This is a genomic window from Brevibacillus fluminis (genome assembly GCF_052072235.1).
GTDB lineage: Bacteria > Bacillota > Bacilli > Brevibacillales > Brevibacillaceae > Brevibacillus_D > Brevibacillus_D fluminis_A.
In genome coordinates this window covers 5,148,582-5,165,351 of sequence record NZ_CM125436.1, presented here as the reverse complement: position 1 = coordinate 5,165,351, position 16,770 = coordinate 5,148,582, and the positions used below count along the sequence as shown (strand labels likewise).

Here is a 16,770-nt window from a genome sequence, read left to right as displayed (position 1 = left end):
GATGGGGACGCATTTCACTTGGTATCCAATCGTGCCGGAGGTGCCATTGGAGACGGTGCTTCAAACCTATTGTGAATGGCCGGACCCGGAAGACCCCCGCCAAAGTTACAAGCGCGACAAATGGTTCAAAACGGTAAACCAGCCGCAGACGATTGAAAGTCTGGAGGATTTGTTGCTTCATTACCAGCCGGGGATCGTGGTGACGGAAGAAAACGGGCGAAAATCGTTTGCATTGTGGATGCCGACAGGTGATCCGGTCGATCTGATGCTGGACTATACGGTATATGTACCCGACGACAACCTGTATCGTGGCGTGACGTTCAAACTGGGATCGAATCAGCAGGATGACCGCCAGTGCTTGAAGCAAAGCTTGCATTTTCTTGCCTATCTGACAAAGCGCGGACATGGGCTGGCAAGCGCGGAGGATGGCGGCTGGCTGGAGCCGGGGTGGCTGGTACGCACGGCAGAAAAGCAGGAGAAGCTTCCGGTGTACAGCCGCTTTTTGAAGCTTGTTGTGGGTCGCGCCCAGCAGGCTTATCGGCAGTGGAAGAAGGGCGAATGAAGTGCATGGAAAATAGAAGTTGGGGGTTATTATGTCCAGTTCTTACGAAGCATTTTTCGCGGTTGATCGGATTCATTTAATCGAAAGAAAACGATATGGGGATCTGGTGGCACGCTATCTCTTTTCCCTGCCACCGGAATTGCGTCCATTGTTACCCCGGTTTCCGTTGGAAAAGAGAGGAGAATCGATTCCTGTTACAATCCCGGTAACGCAATGCACCGATTCATTTTATGCAGAACTGAGAAATCCGCATACAAAGAGTGGACAAGAGATTCACAAATTTCCGTCATACGTTAAAGAAGATAACATAGCATATCGGGTAGCGTTGGGATCAGCGAATAGCGTCGGATTTAATTTTGAAGTAAACGGCGATTACTTTGAAGAGAGGCAGCTACTGTTCATCTCATTGTTTAGGCAGGCATGGGAGTTATTTGAGTTTGATTATGGAGTTATCAAGGGAATCGTAAAATATTCCGATTTGGTGGACAACTATAAGCGGAAAATTTCGCCGGATCTTCTGTTCATGTATGGTCTATATGAAAATTGGGCCATCGCCATCAGCCCAACGATCATCGAATCGTTTGGTGGACGCGAACATATTCTTGCCATCCCCAGTCATTTCCCGGGGTGGATTGTTGAAGAGTTGCCCCATGACGGTCTGTTTATTTACGACCCAACAAAACCGATGATGGAAACCTTCACACCCAAAGACGTTGCCATGCGTTATGAGCTAATGAAATACGTAGGTGAGCAATGGTTTGACGGGGAAACGATCCTCCCTGCATCCCGCAAGGCAATGGAGCTTCGGGAATTGTATGGTGAACGGATACTGGAACATTCCAGCCTGGCGAGAATGAAAGGCACGATAGAATATGAAAATCCCAACTACCACCAAGACACCCTCCACCAACGCCAGGCAGCCCTCGCCGCCATCCCGACACGCCTGCCTGAACTGATCGCCAATCCCGTCTATGACGAGGCCGAACTGCACCAAATCGAAGCCTGGGCCAAAGCCCGCAATTTATACAACACAGACCCGGAGGACATGTCAGCCTACTACCATCCCGACATCGATCTGGTCGGCTACTACTACGGCGAGTGGCTGCGGAAGCGATTGGGGGGCGAGTGGGCGGTGGATTTTGAGGACATTGAACTGCCGGAGTGGCAAATCAAGTTGGCTGGTGAAACCGAGCCATTCCGCCGCAGGCTGTACCCGATAGACGAGGTGCGGATTGTGATGCTCGTCGACCCGGAGCGGTCGCTGTTGAAGGAAGCGAACGCGATGATTCGGACGATGGGAGAGAACTGAGATGGGGACGCATTTCACTTGGTATCCAATCGTGCCGGAGGTGCCATTGGAGACGGTGCTTCAAACCTATTGTGAATGGCCGGACCCGGAAGACCCCCGCCAAAGTTACAAGCGCGACAAATGGTTCAAAACCGTAAACCAGCCGCAGGCGATTGAAAGTCTGGAGGATTTGCTGCTTCATTACCAGCCGGGGATTGTGGTGACGGAAGAAAACGGGCGAAAATCGTTTGCATTGTGGATGCCGACAGGTGATCCGGTCGATCTGATGCTGGACTATACGGTATATGTGCCCGACGACAACCTGTATCGTGGCGTGACGTTCAAACTGGGATCGAATCAGCAGGATGACCGCCAGTGCTTGAAGCAAAGCTTGCATTTTCTTGCCTATCTGACAAAGCGCGGACATGGGCTGGCAAGCGCGGAGGATGGCGGCTGGCTGGAGCCGGGGTGGCTGGTACGCACGGCAGAAAAGCAGGAGAAGCTTCCGGTTTACAGCCGCTTTTTGAAGCTCGCTGCGGGTCGCGCCCAGCAGGCTTATCGGCAGTGGAAGGAGAAAGAGTGAGGGCTTTTATCGTTAAACATTCCACGCCTAAATTTTTGAGATTTTGCAAAAATCTCAGCCAATTACCCATAAGGCTTTACGAGCATAAAAAAAGGACTTCACCCCGACTTGGAGAAGGTTTCGAGTGACCAAACCAGAAAACCTCAAGTGAGGGAAGTCGCTTTGTATATTCTCCAAGAAAGTCTATTTTTCTTTGAACAGTTGCAAAAACTTGAATCGAAAGAGCGGCTACCCTTCTTTTTTTCTGCGCTCGATTTGCGAAAGTATGTCAAGCAACTGAAAACTCTTTCACCCCGTGGAACATGTTGGACGCAGGATATGACCAATTGAAGTTCGGATTCAGGAAGAAATCAGAAGACTTCCGCATGTTTGCTGTTCAGATCGGTATCTGGTGATTGAGAGAAAGAGGGAGTGGTAGAGGAGGTTTGCGGACCGTATCGTTTTTGTCGGCGGTAGGAACAGCATTAGGAGGCGAATTGAGGAGGAACGGTAATGCGTAAAAAGGTAAAACGAATCGTGATGTCCCTGATATTGTTGGTAGCAACGGTATTGCAGCCGGGGCTGCTTCCAGGTTGGGGAGAGAGGGTCTATGCCGCGAGCGGCGACATCAGTACCTATGCTGGAACCGGCACGGCAGGTTATTCGGGCGACAACGGACCAGCGACATCAGCCCAATTGAACACCCCGACCAGAGTAGCAGTAGATAGCAGCGGGAATCTATATATTGCGGTACGGGCCAACAATGCGATACGCAAAATAGATACTTCGGGGAAGATCACCACCGTGGCTGGAACCGGCGCTGCAGGCTATGGGGGAGACGGGGGGCCAGCGACTTCTGCACAACTGAACTTTCCGGATGGAGTGGAGGTAGACAAGGACGGAAATATATATATCGCGGATTCTTTCAACCACAGGGTACGCAAAGTAGATACAACCGGGAAGATCACCACCGTGGCCGGAACCGGCACTGCAGGCTATGGTGGAGACGGGGGGCCAGCGACAGAGGCCCAACTAAAAGATCCGACCGGAGTGGCGGTGGACAACGACGGGAATCTATATATTGCGGATTATGAGAACCACCGGATACGCAAAGTAGATACAACCGGGAAGATCACCACCGTGGCTGGAACAGGCACTAGAGGCTTTTCCGGAGATGGGGGGGCAGCGGCATCCGCTGAACTGAACTATCCAGGCGATGTGGCAGTAGACAGCGTCGGAAATCTATATATTTCCGATCAGGAGAACAGACGGATACGGAAGGTAGATACATCCGGGATGATCTCCACTGTAGCCGGAGGGGGTGTTTCTACGGATGAGGGCGTACCTGCGACATCGGCCCAATTGAAAATGCCGGTAGGAGTATCGGTAGACAGCAGAGGGAATCTCTATATCGGTGATAACATTGATCGCAAAATACGCAGAGTAGAGCCAACTGGGAAAATTACCACCTTGGCGGGAAACGGCTCGTATGGTTTTTCAGGCGACGGCGGACCAGCGATTTCCGCCCAATTGTCTACTCCCTATGATGCCGTGGCAGACAGCAGCGGGAATATCTACATCGGAGATGCAAACAACCATCGGATACGGAAGGTGACCGCACTATCCCGCAACGCGAACATGAGCAACCTGGCATTGTCGCAAGGTATGCTTAGTCCGTTGTTTACTCCGTCCGAGACCAACTATACGGCCAGTGTGGCCAACGACGTATCGTCCATTACGATAACGCCGACAGTGTCGGACAGTAGCGCAACGGTGACGGTGAACGGTACGGCGGTGACGAGCGGAACGGCCTCCGGAGCAATAAACCTGACCGTAGGCAGCAATACGATCACGATAGTAGTAACCGCGCAGGACGGTACAACCAATACATACACCATAATCGTGACAAGAGCGGCGCTATCGAGTAACGCGGATTTGAGCAACCTGATATTGTCGCAAGGCACGCTTAGTCCGGCGTTTGATCCAGGTACGCTTATCTATACGGCCAGTGTGGCAAACAGCGTATCGTCAATCACAGTAACTCCAATCGTGTCGGACAGCAACGCGACGGTGACAGTGAACAGTGCTTCGGTGACAAGCGGAACGGCCTCCGGGGCGATAAACCTAGCCGTAGACAACAATGCGATTACGGTAGTAGTAACCGCGCAGGACGGTACAACCAATACATACACCATAATCGTGACAAGAGCGGCGCTATCGAGCAACGCGGATTTGAGCAACCTGGTATTGTCGCAAGGCACGCTCAGTCCGGCCTTTACACCCGCAAGGACTGATTATACATCGAGCGTGGCAAACAGCATAAGCAGCATCACGGTAACGCCAACAGCAAGCGACAGCACCGCGACTATGCAGGTTCGGGTCAACGGGGGAACGTACACACCGGTGATGAGCGGCAGCCCCAGCGGCGCGCTGAACCTGAACGAGGGAGCGAATACGGTTGACGTTCGGGTTACGGCGCAGGATCAAACGACTGCAAATACGTATCGAATCAACATCACCCGCGCACAGTATCGACCACCGTACTATCCCGTAACCGGAATTTCACTTGACCGGACCCATCTCGTTTTGACCATGGGCGGAAAGACGGAACGCCTTCAGGAAAGCATCCAGCCACGTTATGCGACTTACCAGCAAGTAACCTGGAGCAGCAGCAATCCGGATGTGGCGAGCGTGGGCGAGAACGGTGTTGTCACGCCACTCTCTCCCGGTACCGCAACGATTACGGTGACGACAACCGATCAGGCCAAGACGGCGGAGTGTCAGGTAGAAGTTGTCGAACCGATTGAGCTGGTCGGATTGAACGTGTCTGAAAAGACTGTTTTGTTGAAGCCAAATCAATCTTCTCGCTTTACGCTGTATGCACTCTATTCCAACGGCACAAAAGAAGACATCACGAGAGAGAAAGAAGTCACCTATCGCTCCAGCCCGTCAACAAAAGCAACCGTAAAACGGGGAAGAATCATAGCGGGGGAAAAAGAGGGCAAGGCGACAATTACCTTCACCTACCGAAACAAAAGTGTAAAAATCCCTGTGATCATATCGAAAACAGGGGTGACCAAGTTGGAATTGCAGCCGATCAATCTGCCAATAGAGGTGGATCAGGATAAACAGCTCCGATTGACAGCAACGCTTTCGAACAAGGACACACAGGACGTGACGGATCTGGCAACGTGGTCAACCAGTAACCCCGCGATCGCAGCGGTAGATGAAAACGGCAAGCTCACAGCCATTGCCCCCGGTACGGCTATCATCACAGCCACATACGGTGGACGGAAGACTGATACTTCAATCGAAGTGAGCGAGGCGAAGGTGGTCAAACGGCTTTCTGTAAACAAACGGACGATCAGCATTTCAGCAGGAAAAGGACAACAGGTGAAACTAACCGCCTATTATCAGGATCACTCGAAACAAATCGTTACCGAACTGGCAGAGTGGTCAAGCGAGGACGAGACCATTGCCAGCGTGAAAAATGGTGTAATCGTCGGAAAAACCGAAGGAACGGTGGAGATTCTGGCGAAATACCGTGGAAAAAAGGTCACGATCACGGTTACGGTGACGAAGTAACAAAAAAACGCTAGCAGGAGAAGCAGAACCATTCCGCCGCAGGCTGTATCCCGTCCAATCAGCAAAACGACCGGCAATGCCTCAAGCAAAGCTTGCATTTTCTGGCCTATTTGACAAAGCGCGGAGGATGGCGGCTGGCTGGAGCCGGGGTGGCTGGTATGCACGGCAGAAAAGCAGGAGAAGCTTCCGGTGTACAGCCGCTTTTTGAAGCTTGCGGTGGGGCGGGCGAAGCAGGCGTATCGGCAATGGAAGAAGGACGAATAAAACGTTTGGACCAGATGATCTCACGAGAAGCTGGCGTTCGATTTTCCGGGTGCCAGGTGGGGACGCATTTTGCTGTCAGGTGAAAATGCCTGACGTTTTGACGAAATATTACCAATTCCTCCACCAATATGCTATCATACAAAAAGTTATTTACTGGAAAAGGGGAATTTTCGTTGGCTAAATTCGCGCTTTTTTCGCTCCTTTGGTACATTACCGGCAGCCCGATCCTCGCCATCCTCGTGCTGCTCATAGTGCTTTATTTGCTCGATCTGCGCTTTGTCCGTCTGCTGCCCAATCTGTTCCGGCCGATCCAGCAGTCGCGTCGGCTCTCCCGCCTGAAGCAGGATTTGCGCCTGAGCCCGCACGACACCTCTGCCAAGCTGGAGGTCGCGCGAATCTACATGGAGAAGCGCCGTTACCAGGAGGCGTTGCCCTATTTGCTAGAAATCCGGAACGTGATGAGCGACTCGGCGGAATTCCTCTGCGATTTGGGCATTTGCCTGATCAAGACAGGGGCGACGGGTGAAGGGGAGTCGCTGATTTTGCAAGCTTTGGACAAAAATCCGCGGGTCAAATACGGCGAGCCGTATCTGTATCTTGGCGAGGCATTCGCCGCAACCGATGTGAACAAGGCGCTGGCCTATCTGGAGGAATGCAAAAAGCTGCATTCGTCCTCGGTGGAAGTCATCTACAAAATGGGTCTCCTCTATGTGCAGCTGCGGAAGCCTGTGGAAGCGAAGCGGGCATTCGCCGAGGCTGTGGAGGTATACCGCGGGCTGCCGCGATACAAAAAACGGCAGGAGCGCCGCTGGGCGATCTTGGCCAAGCTGAAATGAGCCACTCGATTGATGAAGTGCCCCCTGTCAAGTAGACAGTGTAAAAACAAAAAAGTTATTCTATTACCCTCCGTTCATATGTTACAGAACGGAGGGTTTTTTCTGATCTTATGTTTATGCAGCTTGTTTTCGATACTCGTTAGGAGACAAGCCATTTAAACGCTCTGTATAGCGGTAATTGTTGTAGTAGCGGATATAACGGCTCACGTTATGAAGTACGTCTTCGTAAGTGTCGTGTTTAGCCAAATAAAAGCTTTCTGACTTAAATGTTCCCCAAAATCGTTCAACGGGTTGATTATCCAGGCATCGACTCACACGAGACATACTCTTGCTAAAACAATATTTATTCATAAGACGATTGTATTCATGTGAAGTATATTGAAAGCCTCTGTCGCTATGGAGAAGTGGAGTTACTCCTGGGTTCTTCCTATACGCTTTCTTCACCGTATCCATAACGAGTTTATTGTTGTTGGAGTGACTTAAAACCCATGAAACGACGGAGTTATCGTATACATCAACAATAGCGCTCAGATAGGCTTTACGACCATTCCCGTACTTCAACTCGGTGACGTCTGTGCACCATTTCAGATTTGGAGAATCGGCGTGAAATTCACGATTCATTACATTTTCAGCCACATGTACTTCAGAGGATTTTACGTAGTTTGGCCGTTTCTTACGAATGACGGCTTTCAATCCAAGAGCACGCATTATTCGATAATAACGCTTTTCGTTGTAATTTTTCTTGAGTTTTCGATTCAATTGTGTGCCGATTTGACGATAGCCAAGAGCGCCCTTTCGTTTGTCATAGCGAAGTTTCACTTCCTTAGCGAGTGAAAGAATGTCAAGTTCTCTGGTGGATGGCTTCCATTTTAGCCATTTATAATAGGCAGATCGAGCAACTCCAGCTAGCTCACACAGCTTCGTGATCGCGTAGCCTTTCTCCGTATGCAGTTCTTGGATCGCGTGATACAAGTCTGCATGACGAACTAACGTGAGCGTGTATTTCGTCGCTTGATCTCTGCCAACTTTTTTGCGAAGGCATTCTCCATCTCTAGGTATTCGTTTCGAGCTTCTAATTCCTTGATCCGTAGTCTTAGACGTTCCTGCTCATCGAGTTCCTCTACAGGCTTTTTGCGACCGCGATTGTCCCTAAGAGCATCCTCACTGCCTGCTTGATATTTCCGAACCCAGGCGTACACCTGCTGGTAAGATACACCGTACTTTTCGATAGCTTTCTGATAATCTAAACCATTAGCGATTGTATATTGAGCAATTTCAATACGTTCTTCGAAAGTTGTTTTACGTCCTTTATTCATACGAGATAGTCCTTTTCCCTTACGTGTAGGTTTCAATTCTATCTCATTAGTATACTTGGAAATCCATTTCCCCAAAACACTTCTACTTGAAATACGATGCTTCTTTGTCGCCTCTTCTACGGAGCAATGACCAGACAGTACATCTTTAATAGCGGCAAGCTTCAATTCTTTTGCGTATGATTTCCACGTATTCGATTCCTTTAACCCATCCAAACCATCTGCTCTATATTTTCTTATCCATTCTTTCACAGTGTGTGAGCTAACCCCTAGCTGCTTCGCTTCATAGTTTGAATTTGATTTGTGCTCTAAGCATCGCTGTACAACATGTAATTTCGTTTCAAAAGAAGTTAAACTTCTTTTAGACATCATAAAAACTCCCATCATTGTAGAAGTAGAAGTTTTGTTTTTTTCTACTGTCTACTATGATGGGAGCATATCATTGACGAGTCGGCTCTTTTCTTTTGCCAAATGCAGCCTCGCGCATGAATCGGGACCATTTCGGCCAATCAAAACTCTAGCAACACTGTATCTTTTTCCTAGAAGATTCGTCTTAGCTTATGAGTGTAATCGAAAGTATTTGACATTTGGTTGGTGGAGGTATGTTTGCAATGATGGCAGAAAAGTCGAATAAATGGCAGTCAGCAGTCAGCCGGCTGCTCCTGTTCGCCATGCTTGTCGCGTGCTTGCTTGACCCGCTGCTGCCGCGAGCGTTCGCCGAGCAGGCGATCCAGCTCAGCGTCACGGCAGGCATCGGGGGCGATTATCGGGAGTCCGACACGATTCCGGTGCAGGTGACCGTGATGAATGGCGGCGGCACCGATGTGGAAGGGAATGTGGTGATCGCGACCGGCAATGGCAGCGATTTGTTCTCGGCGGCTTATTATCAGCCGGTTTCCGTGGCGAAAGGTGCCACAAAGCAGGTGACGATCCTTGTGCCCGGCTCTGAGATCGGGCCGAACAGCTATGTCGCTTTGCAGCAAAACGGGGAGACCGTCGCCAAAACGACGATTGGCGGGAGGCGGTACAGCCAGGATTCCTTGCTGATCGGGGTATTGGCATCCGACCCGGATACGGCCAATTTTTTGGGCACAATGCCGAAAAATAAGTTTTCCGAGCAGGTGCGCGTCCTGCCGATGAAAGCGGAGCAAGTACCGCAGGCAGCGGCGCAGCTCGGCATGCTCAACATGCTGATCATCAATGATTTCGCCTTGGATTCGTTAAATGAAAAGCAGGTTCAGGCGATAAAAGAATGGACGCAAAACGGCGGGATGCTGATTCTCGCGGGCGGTGCGGCCTACGCCAAGTCGGCGGGCGCTTTGGCTGAGCTGTCTCCCGTCGCCGTGACGGGAGTGGGGAGCGTCAGCAGGCTCTCCGGCGTGGCGGCGGAAAAAGAACCGCCGGTGCAGTTGACAGGGCCATTTTCCGTGAGCGTGGGTACCTTGAAAGAAGGAAGGCTGCTCGCTGCGGAAGGCACCGTTCCTGTGACGGCAGTCCGCTCGGTTGGTCAGGGGAAAGTGCTGTATGTGGCCTACGATCTGGCACAGGAGCCGGTGGCGAGCTGGTCGGGCAACAGCCGGTACTGGGCCGACTTGCTGACCAAAGCGTTCGGCAGCAGCTTGTATACGCATATGAACAACCCGGCAAACGACATTTGGGCGCTCGACAACGCTTCCGACCGGATTCCGGCGCTGAAGCTTCCGGAAGTGCCGTGGCTGGCGCTTTATTTTGGGCTGTACGCCCTGCTCGTGGGTCCGGTCTTCTACTACGTTTTGCGGAAAAAGCGGAAGCAGAGCTATATGTGGGGGATCGTTCCGGCATTTGCGGTCGTGGCGGGCGTCGGCATTTTCGCCTATGGCGCGGGCCAGCGCGGCTCGGGCGTCGTGCTGCACAGCTCCGGCTACCTGCAATTTTCGCAGGCGGGGCAGGCGAAAGGGCTCGAGGTGGCGGCGGCTTTTGTGCCGCGCAGCGCCGACTATGAGGCAGAGGTGAAGGGAAGCTCTCGCGTGTGGCCGATCATCAATGGGCGCGGCAGCGAAGTGGAGCCGAAAGTATGGATTTCGGCCCAGAACGACCATACGACAGCACAGTTTCGGGATGTGGAATTCTGGTCGGTCCGCAAGCTGGGGATGATGACCGACATCCCGAATGCCGGTTCCTTCATCTCCGACCTGTCCTATCGTGATGGCAAGCTGAGCGGGACGGTGACGAACCGGACCCGGTACCCGCTGCACGATGTGAAAATCATCGCAGGACAGACGATCCAGCCGATTGAGGATCTGGCGGCCGGTGCGAGCGTGAAGGTCGATCTTTCCTTCAATGCACAGGCGCAAATCGCACCGGGACGGCAGTTGTATTCCAGCAAAAACAGTTTGATCCCGCAAGCGGTGCAAAACAACAGCAACGCCGAGGATAGCAGGGAGTGGATGATGCTCGACATTCTGGATCGAGGCAGACAGAGTGCGCTCGACAACTCCAACGGTGTGATGCTGCTGGGCTGGAGCGACATGCCGATCAACGATGTGGAGATGAAGCGGGAAACCGTGCGCAAGGAGCATTTGACGCTGGTCACTTCACCGCTCTCCATCAAGCCGTCGCCGGATGGGACCGTCTTCTACCCGGCCGGAACGTTCCAGGCCATCATGACGGAAAGCACGGCTGAAACCGATGAGGTGGACAACGGCTACCAGATGAGAGCGGGGGATATTACCTTCGAATTCCATCTGCAGGAGGAAAACCGGCAGCTGCAAGTATCCAGGCTCTACATCTATACATGGTCAGAAGACAAGACCTTGTTTGACAAGCAAGTGTACAACTGGAAGACGAAGGCGTTCGTTCCGTTTGATCAGGCGTTTGCCGACAACAAGCTGGAAGGCGCCAAACTCGGCACGTTCCTCTCACCGGATGGCGTGCTGCGGGTGAAATTCTCCCATTCCCGAGACGAATACCGTCATATCGGCACACCTGTGGTCGGTGTGGAAGGAAAGCTGGTGAAACCATGATTCAAATCGAACAGTTAACGAAGCGGTACGGCAAGATGGAGGCGCTCAAAGGCGTGTCCCTGTCGATCGAGAAAGGCACGGTATTTGGATTCGTCGGACCGAATGGCGCGGGCAAATCGACGACGATGTCGATTTTGGCGACGCTTCTCGAGCCGACGAGCGGCAAGGCGTATGTCGGCGGCTTTGACGTCACCAGGCATCCGCGCGAGGTGCGGAAGCTGATCGGCTATATGCCGGACTTTTTCGGTGTATACGATTATTTGACCGCGGAAGAATATCTCGACTTTTATGGCGCCAATTACGATATTCCGCCCGAGGAACGCAAGGCGATCATTCCGCAGCTATTGGAGCTGGTCAATCTGAGCCACAAGCGCGACGCCTATGTCGATTCGCTGTCGCGGGGGATGAAGCAGCGGCTCGGCCTTGCGCGCTGCCTGGTCCATAACCCGGAGGTATTGATTTTGGACGAACCGGCTTCCGGCCTTGACCCACGGGCGCGGATCGAGCTTCGCGAAATTTTGAAAGAGCTGCGCGATATGGGCAAAACGATCATTATCAGCTCGCACATCCTGCCGGAGTTGGCGGAAATGTGCGATGTGATCGGCGTGATCGAAGAGGGCAATCTGGTGGCGTTCGGCAAGGTGGAGGAAATTTACGCCCGCATGCAGGAGAAACGGGTGCTGCGCATCCGGCTCCTGGATCGCGTCGACGAGGCGATGGCCCGGCTGCGCGAGGTTCCGACCGTTGCCGGTGTGACGCGCGAAGGCAACTGGGTGGTCGTCGGATTCAGCGGGGACGATGCCGATCAGGCAAAGCTTTTGCGCGACTTGACGGTCAACGATTTTCCGGTCGCTGCCTTCAATGAAGCGCAGGGCGATCTGGAAGAAATCTTTTTGGAAATCACGAAGGGGGTGGGCTCATGAATGTCATCCGTCGATTGCGTAACCCGGTGCTGGTCAATGAGCTGAAGCTGCGGATGAGGACGAAGCGTTCGCCCTGGATTATCTTTTTATACTTGCTTGCGTTAGGCGGCATCTCGCTGACGATGATCTTTTTGGTCACCGGGAGCGGGACGTACTATCGCCCCGACCAGACGAGAGAGCTGTTCATGATGCTGTCGATGTTCCAGCTGGCGATGATCTGTTTCGTCGTGCCGGGGCTGACGGCTGGCGTCATTTCCGGCGAACGGGAAAGGCAGACGCTGCCGATCATGCTGACGACCAATGTGAGCGCGACCAAGCTGATTTTGGGCAAATGGCTGGCGTCGCTCGGCTTTATGATGTTTTTGATCGTGGCCTCGCTGCCGCTCTACACGATCGTCTTCCTGTACGGCGGCATCTCGCCGGAACAGCTTGTAAAAGTATTCGGGTTTTACCTGGTGACGATGCTTGGCTTCGGCAGCGTCGGCGTGCTGCTGTCTACGCTGATCAAGCGGACGGGGGTTGCGACGGTGCTGACCTATGCAGTCGCCTTTGGGTATACAGCCGGTACGGCCGTCATCGGCGAGGTGGTGCGCCAGTTCATCCGCTACCAGCTGCGCAATTCGGGAGCGAGCAGCACGCAGGTCAACTCGGCCTGGCCGGATTTTCTGAACAGCCTCAATCCGTTTTTCGGCATGCTGAACATTTTTGAGGAAGGGCCGATCCGCATCTTCCGTGGGGGATCTATGGCGAAATACGGGCAGCTGTCGGTCGACCCGTACTGGATCTATTGCGCCTTTTTGCTCGTGTTGACGGTGATCTTCCTCGGGTTGGCGATTTATTACGTCAAACCGGTGCGTCCGCGCCTGGGCAAACGCGCGTAAAGGAGCCTTCCGATCATGTTGAAATGGCAAGATGACGAGATGTTGACACTGCTTGGGCCGATTCAAAGGAAATTGCTTCGTCAAAAGCTGGTTTTGCGGCTGGCTGGCTCTGCCACCATCGGATTGGGGGCGGGCGTGCTGCTGCTTCTCTTTGCGCGCTTTTTGCCGATTTTTTACTACAAATGGGCAGCCGTTAGCTTTCCGGTGCTGGCACTTTTGATCGGGTTGCTCTGGACGCTGCGGAAAAAGCCGACGCTGGTCGCGGCTGCCAAGGAAGCGGACAGACACGGGCTGGCCGAGCGGACGGTTACCGCGCTGGAAAATCGGGCGCAAACCACGATGGTAGCGCAAAGGCAGCGGGAAGATGCGCTGTCGCGGCTGCGCGGTGTGCTGCCGCAGGTGCTATCCGGCATCGCGGTGTTTCGGCTTTCCCGGATCAAATGGATCGGATTGTCGGCGGCGCTGGCAAGCTGGCTCACATTGTTTTGCTGGCCGAACGGCATGGACCAGGTGATCGCGCAGAAGCAGCAGGAGCAAGTGCAGCTGGCAGAGGCGAAAAAGCAGCTGGATGAGCTGGCAAAATCGCTTGCGAGCGAGAAATCGTTGAGTGCGGAGCAGAAGAAAAAGGCGGCTGACATCATGGACGAGGCGAAACGCAAGCTGGCTTCGGCGAATGATCCCGCCGACCGACTGAACGCACTGCGCGCGGCCGAAAAACAACTGGAGAAATGGAAGCAGGCACAGAGCGCCAAGCAAGAGCTGCTGCAGCGGCTTGCGCAAGGCATGAACGGCGTGCAAGGAATGAAGCCGGATGAAGCGGCAAAGCTCGCTCGCGAGCTGCAAAAAGAAGCGGAAGCGCTGGCGAAAACGGCCGCAGCCGCAGATCAGAAGGAACTGGAAAAGATGATGGAGCTGTTGAAGCAGGCGAGCGCCGCGAATAACCCGCAAGCGGCCGAACAGCTCAGCCAGGCGATGAAGGAAGCGCTGCAGCAAATCGCCCAATCGCAGCAGGCCATGCAATTCGCGGCCCAGACGATGGCAGCGTTGCAGCAGTCGCAGCAATTGCTGGCGGCAGCCGCGAACGCACAGGCGGGCAGCGGGGCGACTGGTGCCGCAACTGCGGGGGGAACCGGCCAAGCAGCTGTTCCGGCGATGGCGGGGCCAAGCGGCACTTCAACCGGACAGCCGGGCGGGCAAGCTGGCACCTCCGGACAGAGCGGAACAGCAGCGCAGGGGACAGGGAACAACCCATCCGGAAGTCAGGCAAATGGCCAAGGTACAGGACAGGGCCAAGGCAATGGAAAGGGCCAGGGAAACGGCAATGGACAAGGCGCAGGGCAAGGGAGTGGCAATGGCCAAGGGAGTGGCAACGGCCAAGGCTCCGGCAGCGGAAAAGGCAGCGGGGCCGGGCTTGGCGACGGCAGCCATGAGTTCGTTTCAGTCCCGTCCGAGCGGATTACGACACAGGGCGGACCGACGGAAACGGTAGGCGGACCGCTTGGCGAAGGTCCATCCGATACGCGTCAGAGCGGCAGTACACAAGTATCGGCTGGCACAGCCCGACCTTATCAGGAGGTTTACCAGCAGTATGCACAGTTTGCCCGGGAGAGCATGGAAAAAGGGAGCATCCCCGGCGACTATCAGGATATTGTCAAAGATTATTTCAGCAACATTGAACCGTAGGGAGATGTGAACATGGAGCAGACAGTGGAGCAATGTCTCGACCGGGTTGAACGGGTGCGGCAGGAGATCGGCAAAGTGCTGGTCGGGCAAAAGGATGTAATCGAACAGATGCTGTGGGCGGTTTTTGCCGGCGGGCATGCCTTGCTTGAAGGGGTGCCGGGCCTTGGCAAAACATTGCTCGTCAAAACGATGGCGCAAGCGTTCGAGCTTTCGTTTTCACGCATTCAGTTCACGCCGGATTTGATGCCGGCAGACATTACGGGCACAAATATTTTGCGGGTCGATGAAACGGGGAAGCAATATTTTTCGTTTCAGCCGGGTCCTGTCTTTGCCCAAGTGGTGCTCGCCGATGAGATCAACCGGGCGACTCCGAAAACACAGAGCGCGATGCTGGAGGCGATGCAGGAGCGCACGGTGTCAGCCGGGGGCGTGACGCGCGAGCTGCCGCAGCCGTTTTTCGTGCTGGCGACGCAAAACCCGCTGGAGCAGGAAGGCACGTATCCGCTGCCGGAGGCGCAGATGGACCGCTTCCTGCTCAAAATCGAAGTGCCGTTCCCGTCCGAGGAGGAACTGCGTGAAATTGTGCTGCGCACGACGATGGCGCCGAATGCGCCGGTGGAAAAAGTGGCGAGCGGCGCGGAAATCATCGAGATCCAAAAAAATGCGCGCGACATTTTGATTGCGGACCCGGTGCTGCGATATGCCGTCCGGCTGCTGGTGGCGACGCATCCGGGCGATACGGCGATCGGCCCGGTGAAGCAGTATGTACGCGCCGGGGCGGGACCGCGCGGCGTGCAGGCATTGGTGTCGCTGGCAAAAGTGCGGGCGTTCCTGGCGGGAAGGTACAACGTGGCGTATGAAGACATCGATGCGGTCGCGCTGCCTGCGTTGCGCCACCGGATTTTCCTCAATTTTGAAGGGGAAGCGGGCGGGGTGCGTCCTGACCGGATCATCCGCGATATTCTCGATGCGCTCGGGAAGGAACGGTCATGAGCGGGCTTCTGGATTCCGCGTGGCTGCAGCGGCTCGAACGGATGCAGATGACGACCCGGCGTCTGGCGAGCGGCGCGCATGCGGGCAAGCGCCGCTCCAAGCAGCTAGGCAGCTCGCTCGAGTTCGCCGATTATCGGGCGTATGCGCCGGGCGACGATTTGCGGCAGCTTGACTGGAATGCGTATGGACGGTCGGGGAAGCTGTTCGTCAAGCGGTTTTTGGACGAGCAGGAGCTGCACGTCTCGATCTATCTCGATTGCAGCCGCTCCATGGGCTACGGGCAGCCGAGCAAGCTGCACCGTTCGAAGCAACTTGCAGCAGCGCTCGGGTATTTGTCGCTGTGCCACCTCGATTACGTATCGGTGTATGCGTTTGACCAGTCGCTCCGCGGGGCGATGACGCGATTGCAGGGCAAAGCGAAGGCGGCGCAGCTGTTTTCGTTCCTCGAATCGATCGAGCCGGGCGGCGCAGGCGATTTGAATGCAGCGCTGCGCTCTGGTCAAGCCGTGTCGGGCAAACCGGGCGTCTCGATCATTCTCTCCGATTTTCTCTATGAAAACGGGTATGAGAATGGCGTCGCATTCGTGCAGGCGGCGAGGCAGGAAGTGATTTTGGTGCAGGTGTTGGCGGAGGAAGAGCGGAATCCCGCGTACCAAGGGGAGCTGCGGCTGCTCGACAGCGAGACGGGGAGCGCCAAGGAGATCGCGTTTTCCCCGGTCATGATCGAGGAGTACGCGAAAACATTGAGCGCCTATCAGGCACAGCTGTCCGCCTTTGCGTTCGGGCGCGGCATCGCGTATGTCAGCGTAGAAGCGGAGCAGTCGCCCGAGCAGATCGTGTTCGGGATTTTCCGGCAGGCAGGCTTGATTCGATAGAGG

At 54.3% G+C, this 16,770-nt stretch carries 13 protein-coding genes and 1 pseudogene; 12 read left to right on the top strand and 2 right to left on the bottom strand.

Annotated features, from left to right (window positions below):
- The first annotated feature begins 1 nt into the window (after position 1).
- The 6 genes and pseudogenes from ACTID9_RS25345 (at position 2) to ACTID9_RS25320 (ending at position 7,097) form a co-directional block, all read left to right on the top strand.
- Positions 2 to 562: a hypothetical protein gene (locus tag ACTID9_RS25345; protein ID WP_441067878.1), complete on the top strand. Its 561-nt coding sequence runs from the start codon at positions 2 to 4 to the stop codon at positions 560 to 562.
- 19 nt (positions 563 to 581) lie between these two features.
- A complete protein-coding gene (locus ACTID9_RS25340; protein WP_441067876.1) occupies positions 582 to 1,871 on the top strand; it encodes a hypothetical protein in 1,290 nt (429 codons plus the stop codon).
- 1 nt (position 1,872) lies between these two features.
- Positions 1,873 to 2,433, top strand: coding sequence for a hypothetical protein (locus ACTID9_RS25335; RefSeq protein WP_441067874.1), 561 nt, complete (start codon positions 1,873 to 1,875; stop codon positions 2,431 to 2,433).
- Between the two features lie 162 nt (positions 2,434 to 2,595).
- Positions 2,596 to 2,733 (top strand): annotated as a pseudogene (locus ACTID9_RS25330) (transposase); the annotation flags it as partial.
- Between the two features lie 192 nt (positions 2,734 to 2,925).
- On the top strand, positions 2,926 to 5,997 hold the full coding sequence (locus ACTID9_RS25325) for a cadherin-like beta sandwich domain-containing protein (RefSeq protein WP_441067872.1): 3,072 nt from the start codon (positions 2,926 to 2,928) through the stop codon (positions 5,995 to 5,997).
- 437 nt (positions 5,998 to 6,434) lie between these two features.
- Complete coding sequence (locus tag ACTID9_RS25320; protein WP_441067870.1) at positions 6,435 to 7,097, top strand: tetratricopeptide repeat protein; 663 nt, start codon at positions 6,435 to 6,437, stop codon at positions 7,095 to 7,097.
- Between the two features lie 114 nt (positions 7,098 to 7,211).
- On the opposite strand, the gene ACTID9_RS25315 is transcribed toward ACTID9_RS25320, so the two are convergent.
- Together ACTID9_RS25315 and ACTID9_RS25310 are read right to left on the bottom strand one after the other, a co-directional pair.
- A complete protein-coding gene (locus tag ACTID9_RS25315) occupies positions 7,212 to 8,069 on the bottom strand; it encodes an IS3 family transposase (protein ID WP_441065373.1) in 858 nt (285 codons plus the stop codon).
- A 14-nt stretch (positions 8,070 to 8,083) separates the two neighbouring features.
- Positions 8,084 to 8,782 carry a helix-turn-helix domain-containing protein gene (locus ACTID9_RS25310; protein WP_441065371.1) on the bottom strand — a complete coding sequence of 233 codons (699 nt, stop codon included), beginning with the start codon at positions 8,780 to 8,782 and terminating at the stop codon, positions 8,084 to 8,086.
- 239 nt (positions 8,783 to 9,021) lie between these two features.
- Between ACTID9_RS25310 and ACTID9_RS25305 the strand changes: the two genes are divergently transcribed.
- The 6 genes from ACTID9_RS25305 to ACTID9_RS25280 are packed head-to-tail and all read left to right on the top strand — an operon-like array spanning position 9,022 to position 16,767.
- Entirely contained in the window at positions 9,022 to 11,412 is a 2,391-nt protein-coding gene (locus tag ACTID9_RS25305) for a DUF7408 domain-containing protein (RefSeq protein WP_441067868.1), read from the top strand.
- Positions 11,409 to 12,335 carry an ATP-binding cassette domain-containing protein gene (locus tag ACTID9_RS25300; RefSeq protein WP_441067866.1) on the top strand — a complete coding sequence of 309 codons (927 nt, stop codon included), beginning with the start codon at positions 11,409 to 11,411 and terminating at the stop codon, positions 12,333 to 12,335. The genes ACTID9_RS25305 and ACTID9_RS25300 overlap by 4 nt, the downstream gene beginning before the upstream one ends.
- The gene (locus tag ACTID9_RS25295; protein ID WP_441067864.1) at positions 12,332 to 13,216 is read left to right on the top strand and encodes an ABC transporter permease; all 885 of its coding nucleotides are present in this window, start codon (positions 12,332 to 12,334) and stop codon (positions 13,214 to 13,216) included. Before ACTID9_RS25300 ends, ACTID9_RS25295 begins: the two co-directional genes overlap by 4 nt.
- Positions 13,217 to 13,231: 15 nt before the next feature.
- On the top strand, positions 13,232 to 14,899 hold the full coding sequence (locus ACTID9_RS25290; RefSeq protein WP_441067862.1) for a hypothetical protein: 1,668 nt from the start codon (positions 13,232 to 13,234) through the stop codon (positions 14,897 to 14,899).
- 12 nt (positions 14,900 to 14,911) lie between these two features.
- Positions 14,912 to 15,892 (top strand): AAA family ATPase, encoded by a 981-nt coding sequence (locus ACTID9_RS25285; RefSeq protein ID WP_441067860.1) that lies wholly within the window; start codon positions 14,912 to 14,914, stop codon positions 15,890 to 15,892.
- The gene (locus ACTID9_RS25280) at positions 15,889 to 16,767 is read left to right on the top strand and encodes a DUF58 domain-containing protein (protein WP_441067858.1); all 879 of its coding nucleotides are present in this window, start codon (positions 15,889 to 15,891) and stop codon (positions 16,765 to 16,767) included. Before ACTID9_RS25285 ends, ACTID9_RS25280 begins: the two co-directional genes overlap by 4 nt.
- The last annotated feature ends 3 nt before the right edge of the window (positions 16,768 to 16,770 follow it).

Coding starts and splice junctions, on each gene's coding strand:
- ACTID9_RS25280 (WP_441067858.1), top strand. CDS start 15,889: ATGAGCGGGCTTCTGGATTCCGCGTGGCTGCAGCGGCTCGAACGGATG.
- ACTID9_RS25325 (WP_441067872.1), top strand. CDS start 2,926: ATGCGTAAAAAGGTAAAACGAATCGTGATGTCCCTGATATTGTTGGTA.
- ACTID9_RS25305 (WP_441067868.1), top strand. CDS start 9,022: ATGATGGCAGAAAAGTCGAATAAATGGCAGTCAGCAGTCAGCCGGCTG.
- ACTID9_RS25300 (WP_441067866.1), top strand. CDS start 11,409: ATGATTCAAATCGAACAGTTAACGAAGCGGTACGGCAAGATGGAGGCG.
- ACTID9_RS25335 (WP_441067874.1), top strand. CDS start 1,873: ATGGGGACGCATTTCACTTGGTATCCAATCGTGCCGGAGGTGCCATTG.
- ACTID9_RS25290 (WP_441067862.1), top strand. CDS start 13,232: ATGTTGAAATGGCAAGATGACGAGATGTTGACACTGCTTGGGCCGATT.
- ACTID9_RS25345 (WP_441067878.1), top strand. CDS start 2: ATGGGGACGCATTTCACTTGGTATCCAATCGTGCCGGAGGTGCCATTG.
- ACTID9_RS25295 (WP_441067864.1), top strand. CDS start 12,332: ATGAATGTCATCCGTCGATTGCGTAACCCGGTGCTGGTCAATGAGCTG.
- ACTID9_RS25285 (WP_441067860.1), top strand. CDS start 14,912: ATGGAGCAGACAGTGGAGCAATGTCTCGACCGGGTTGAACGGGTGCGG.
- ACTID9_RS25310 (WP_441065371.1), bottom strand. CDS start 8,782: ATGATGTCTAAAAGAAGTTTAACTTCTTTTGAAACGAAATTACATGTT.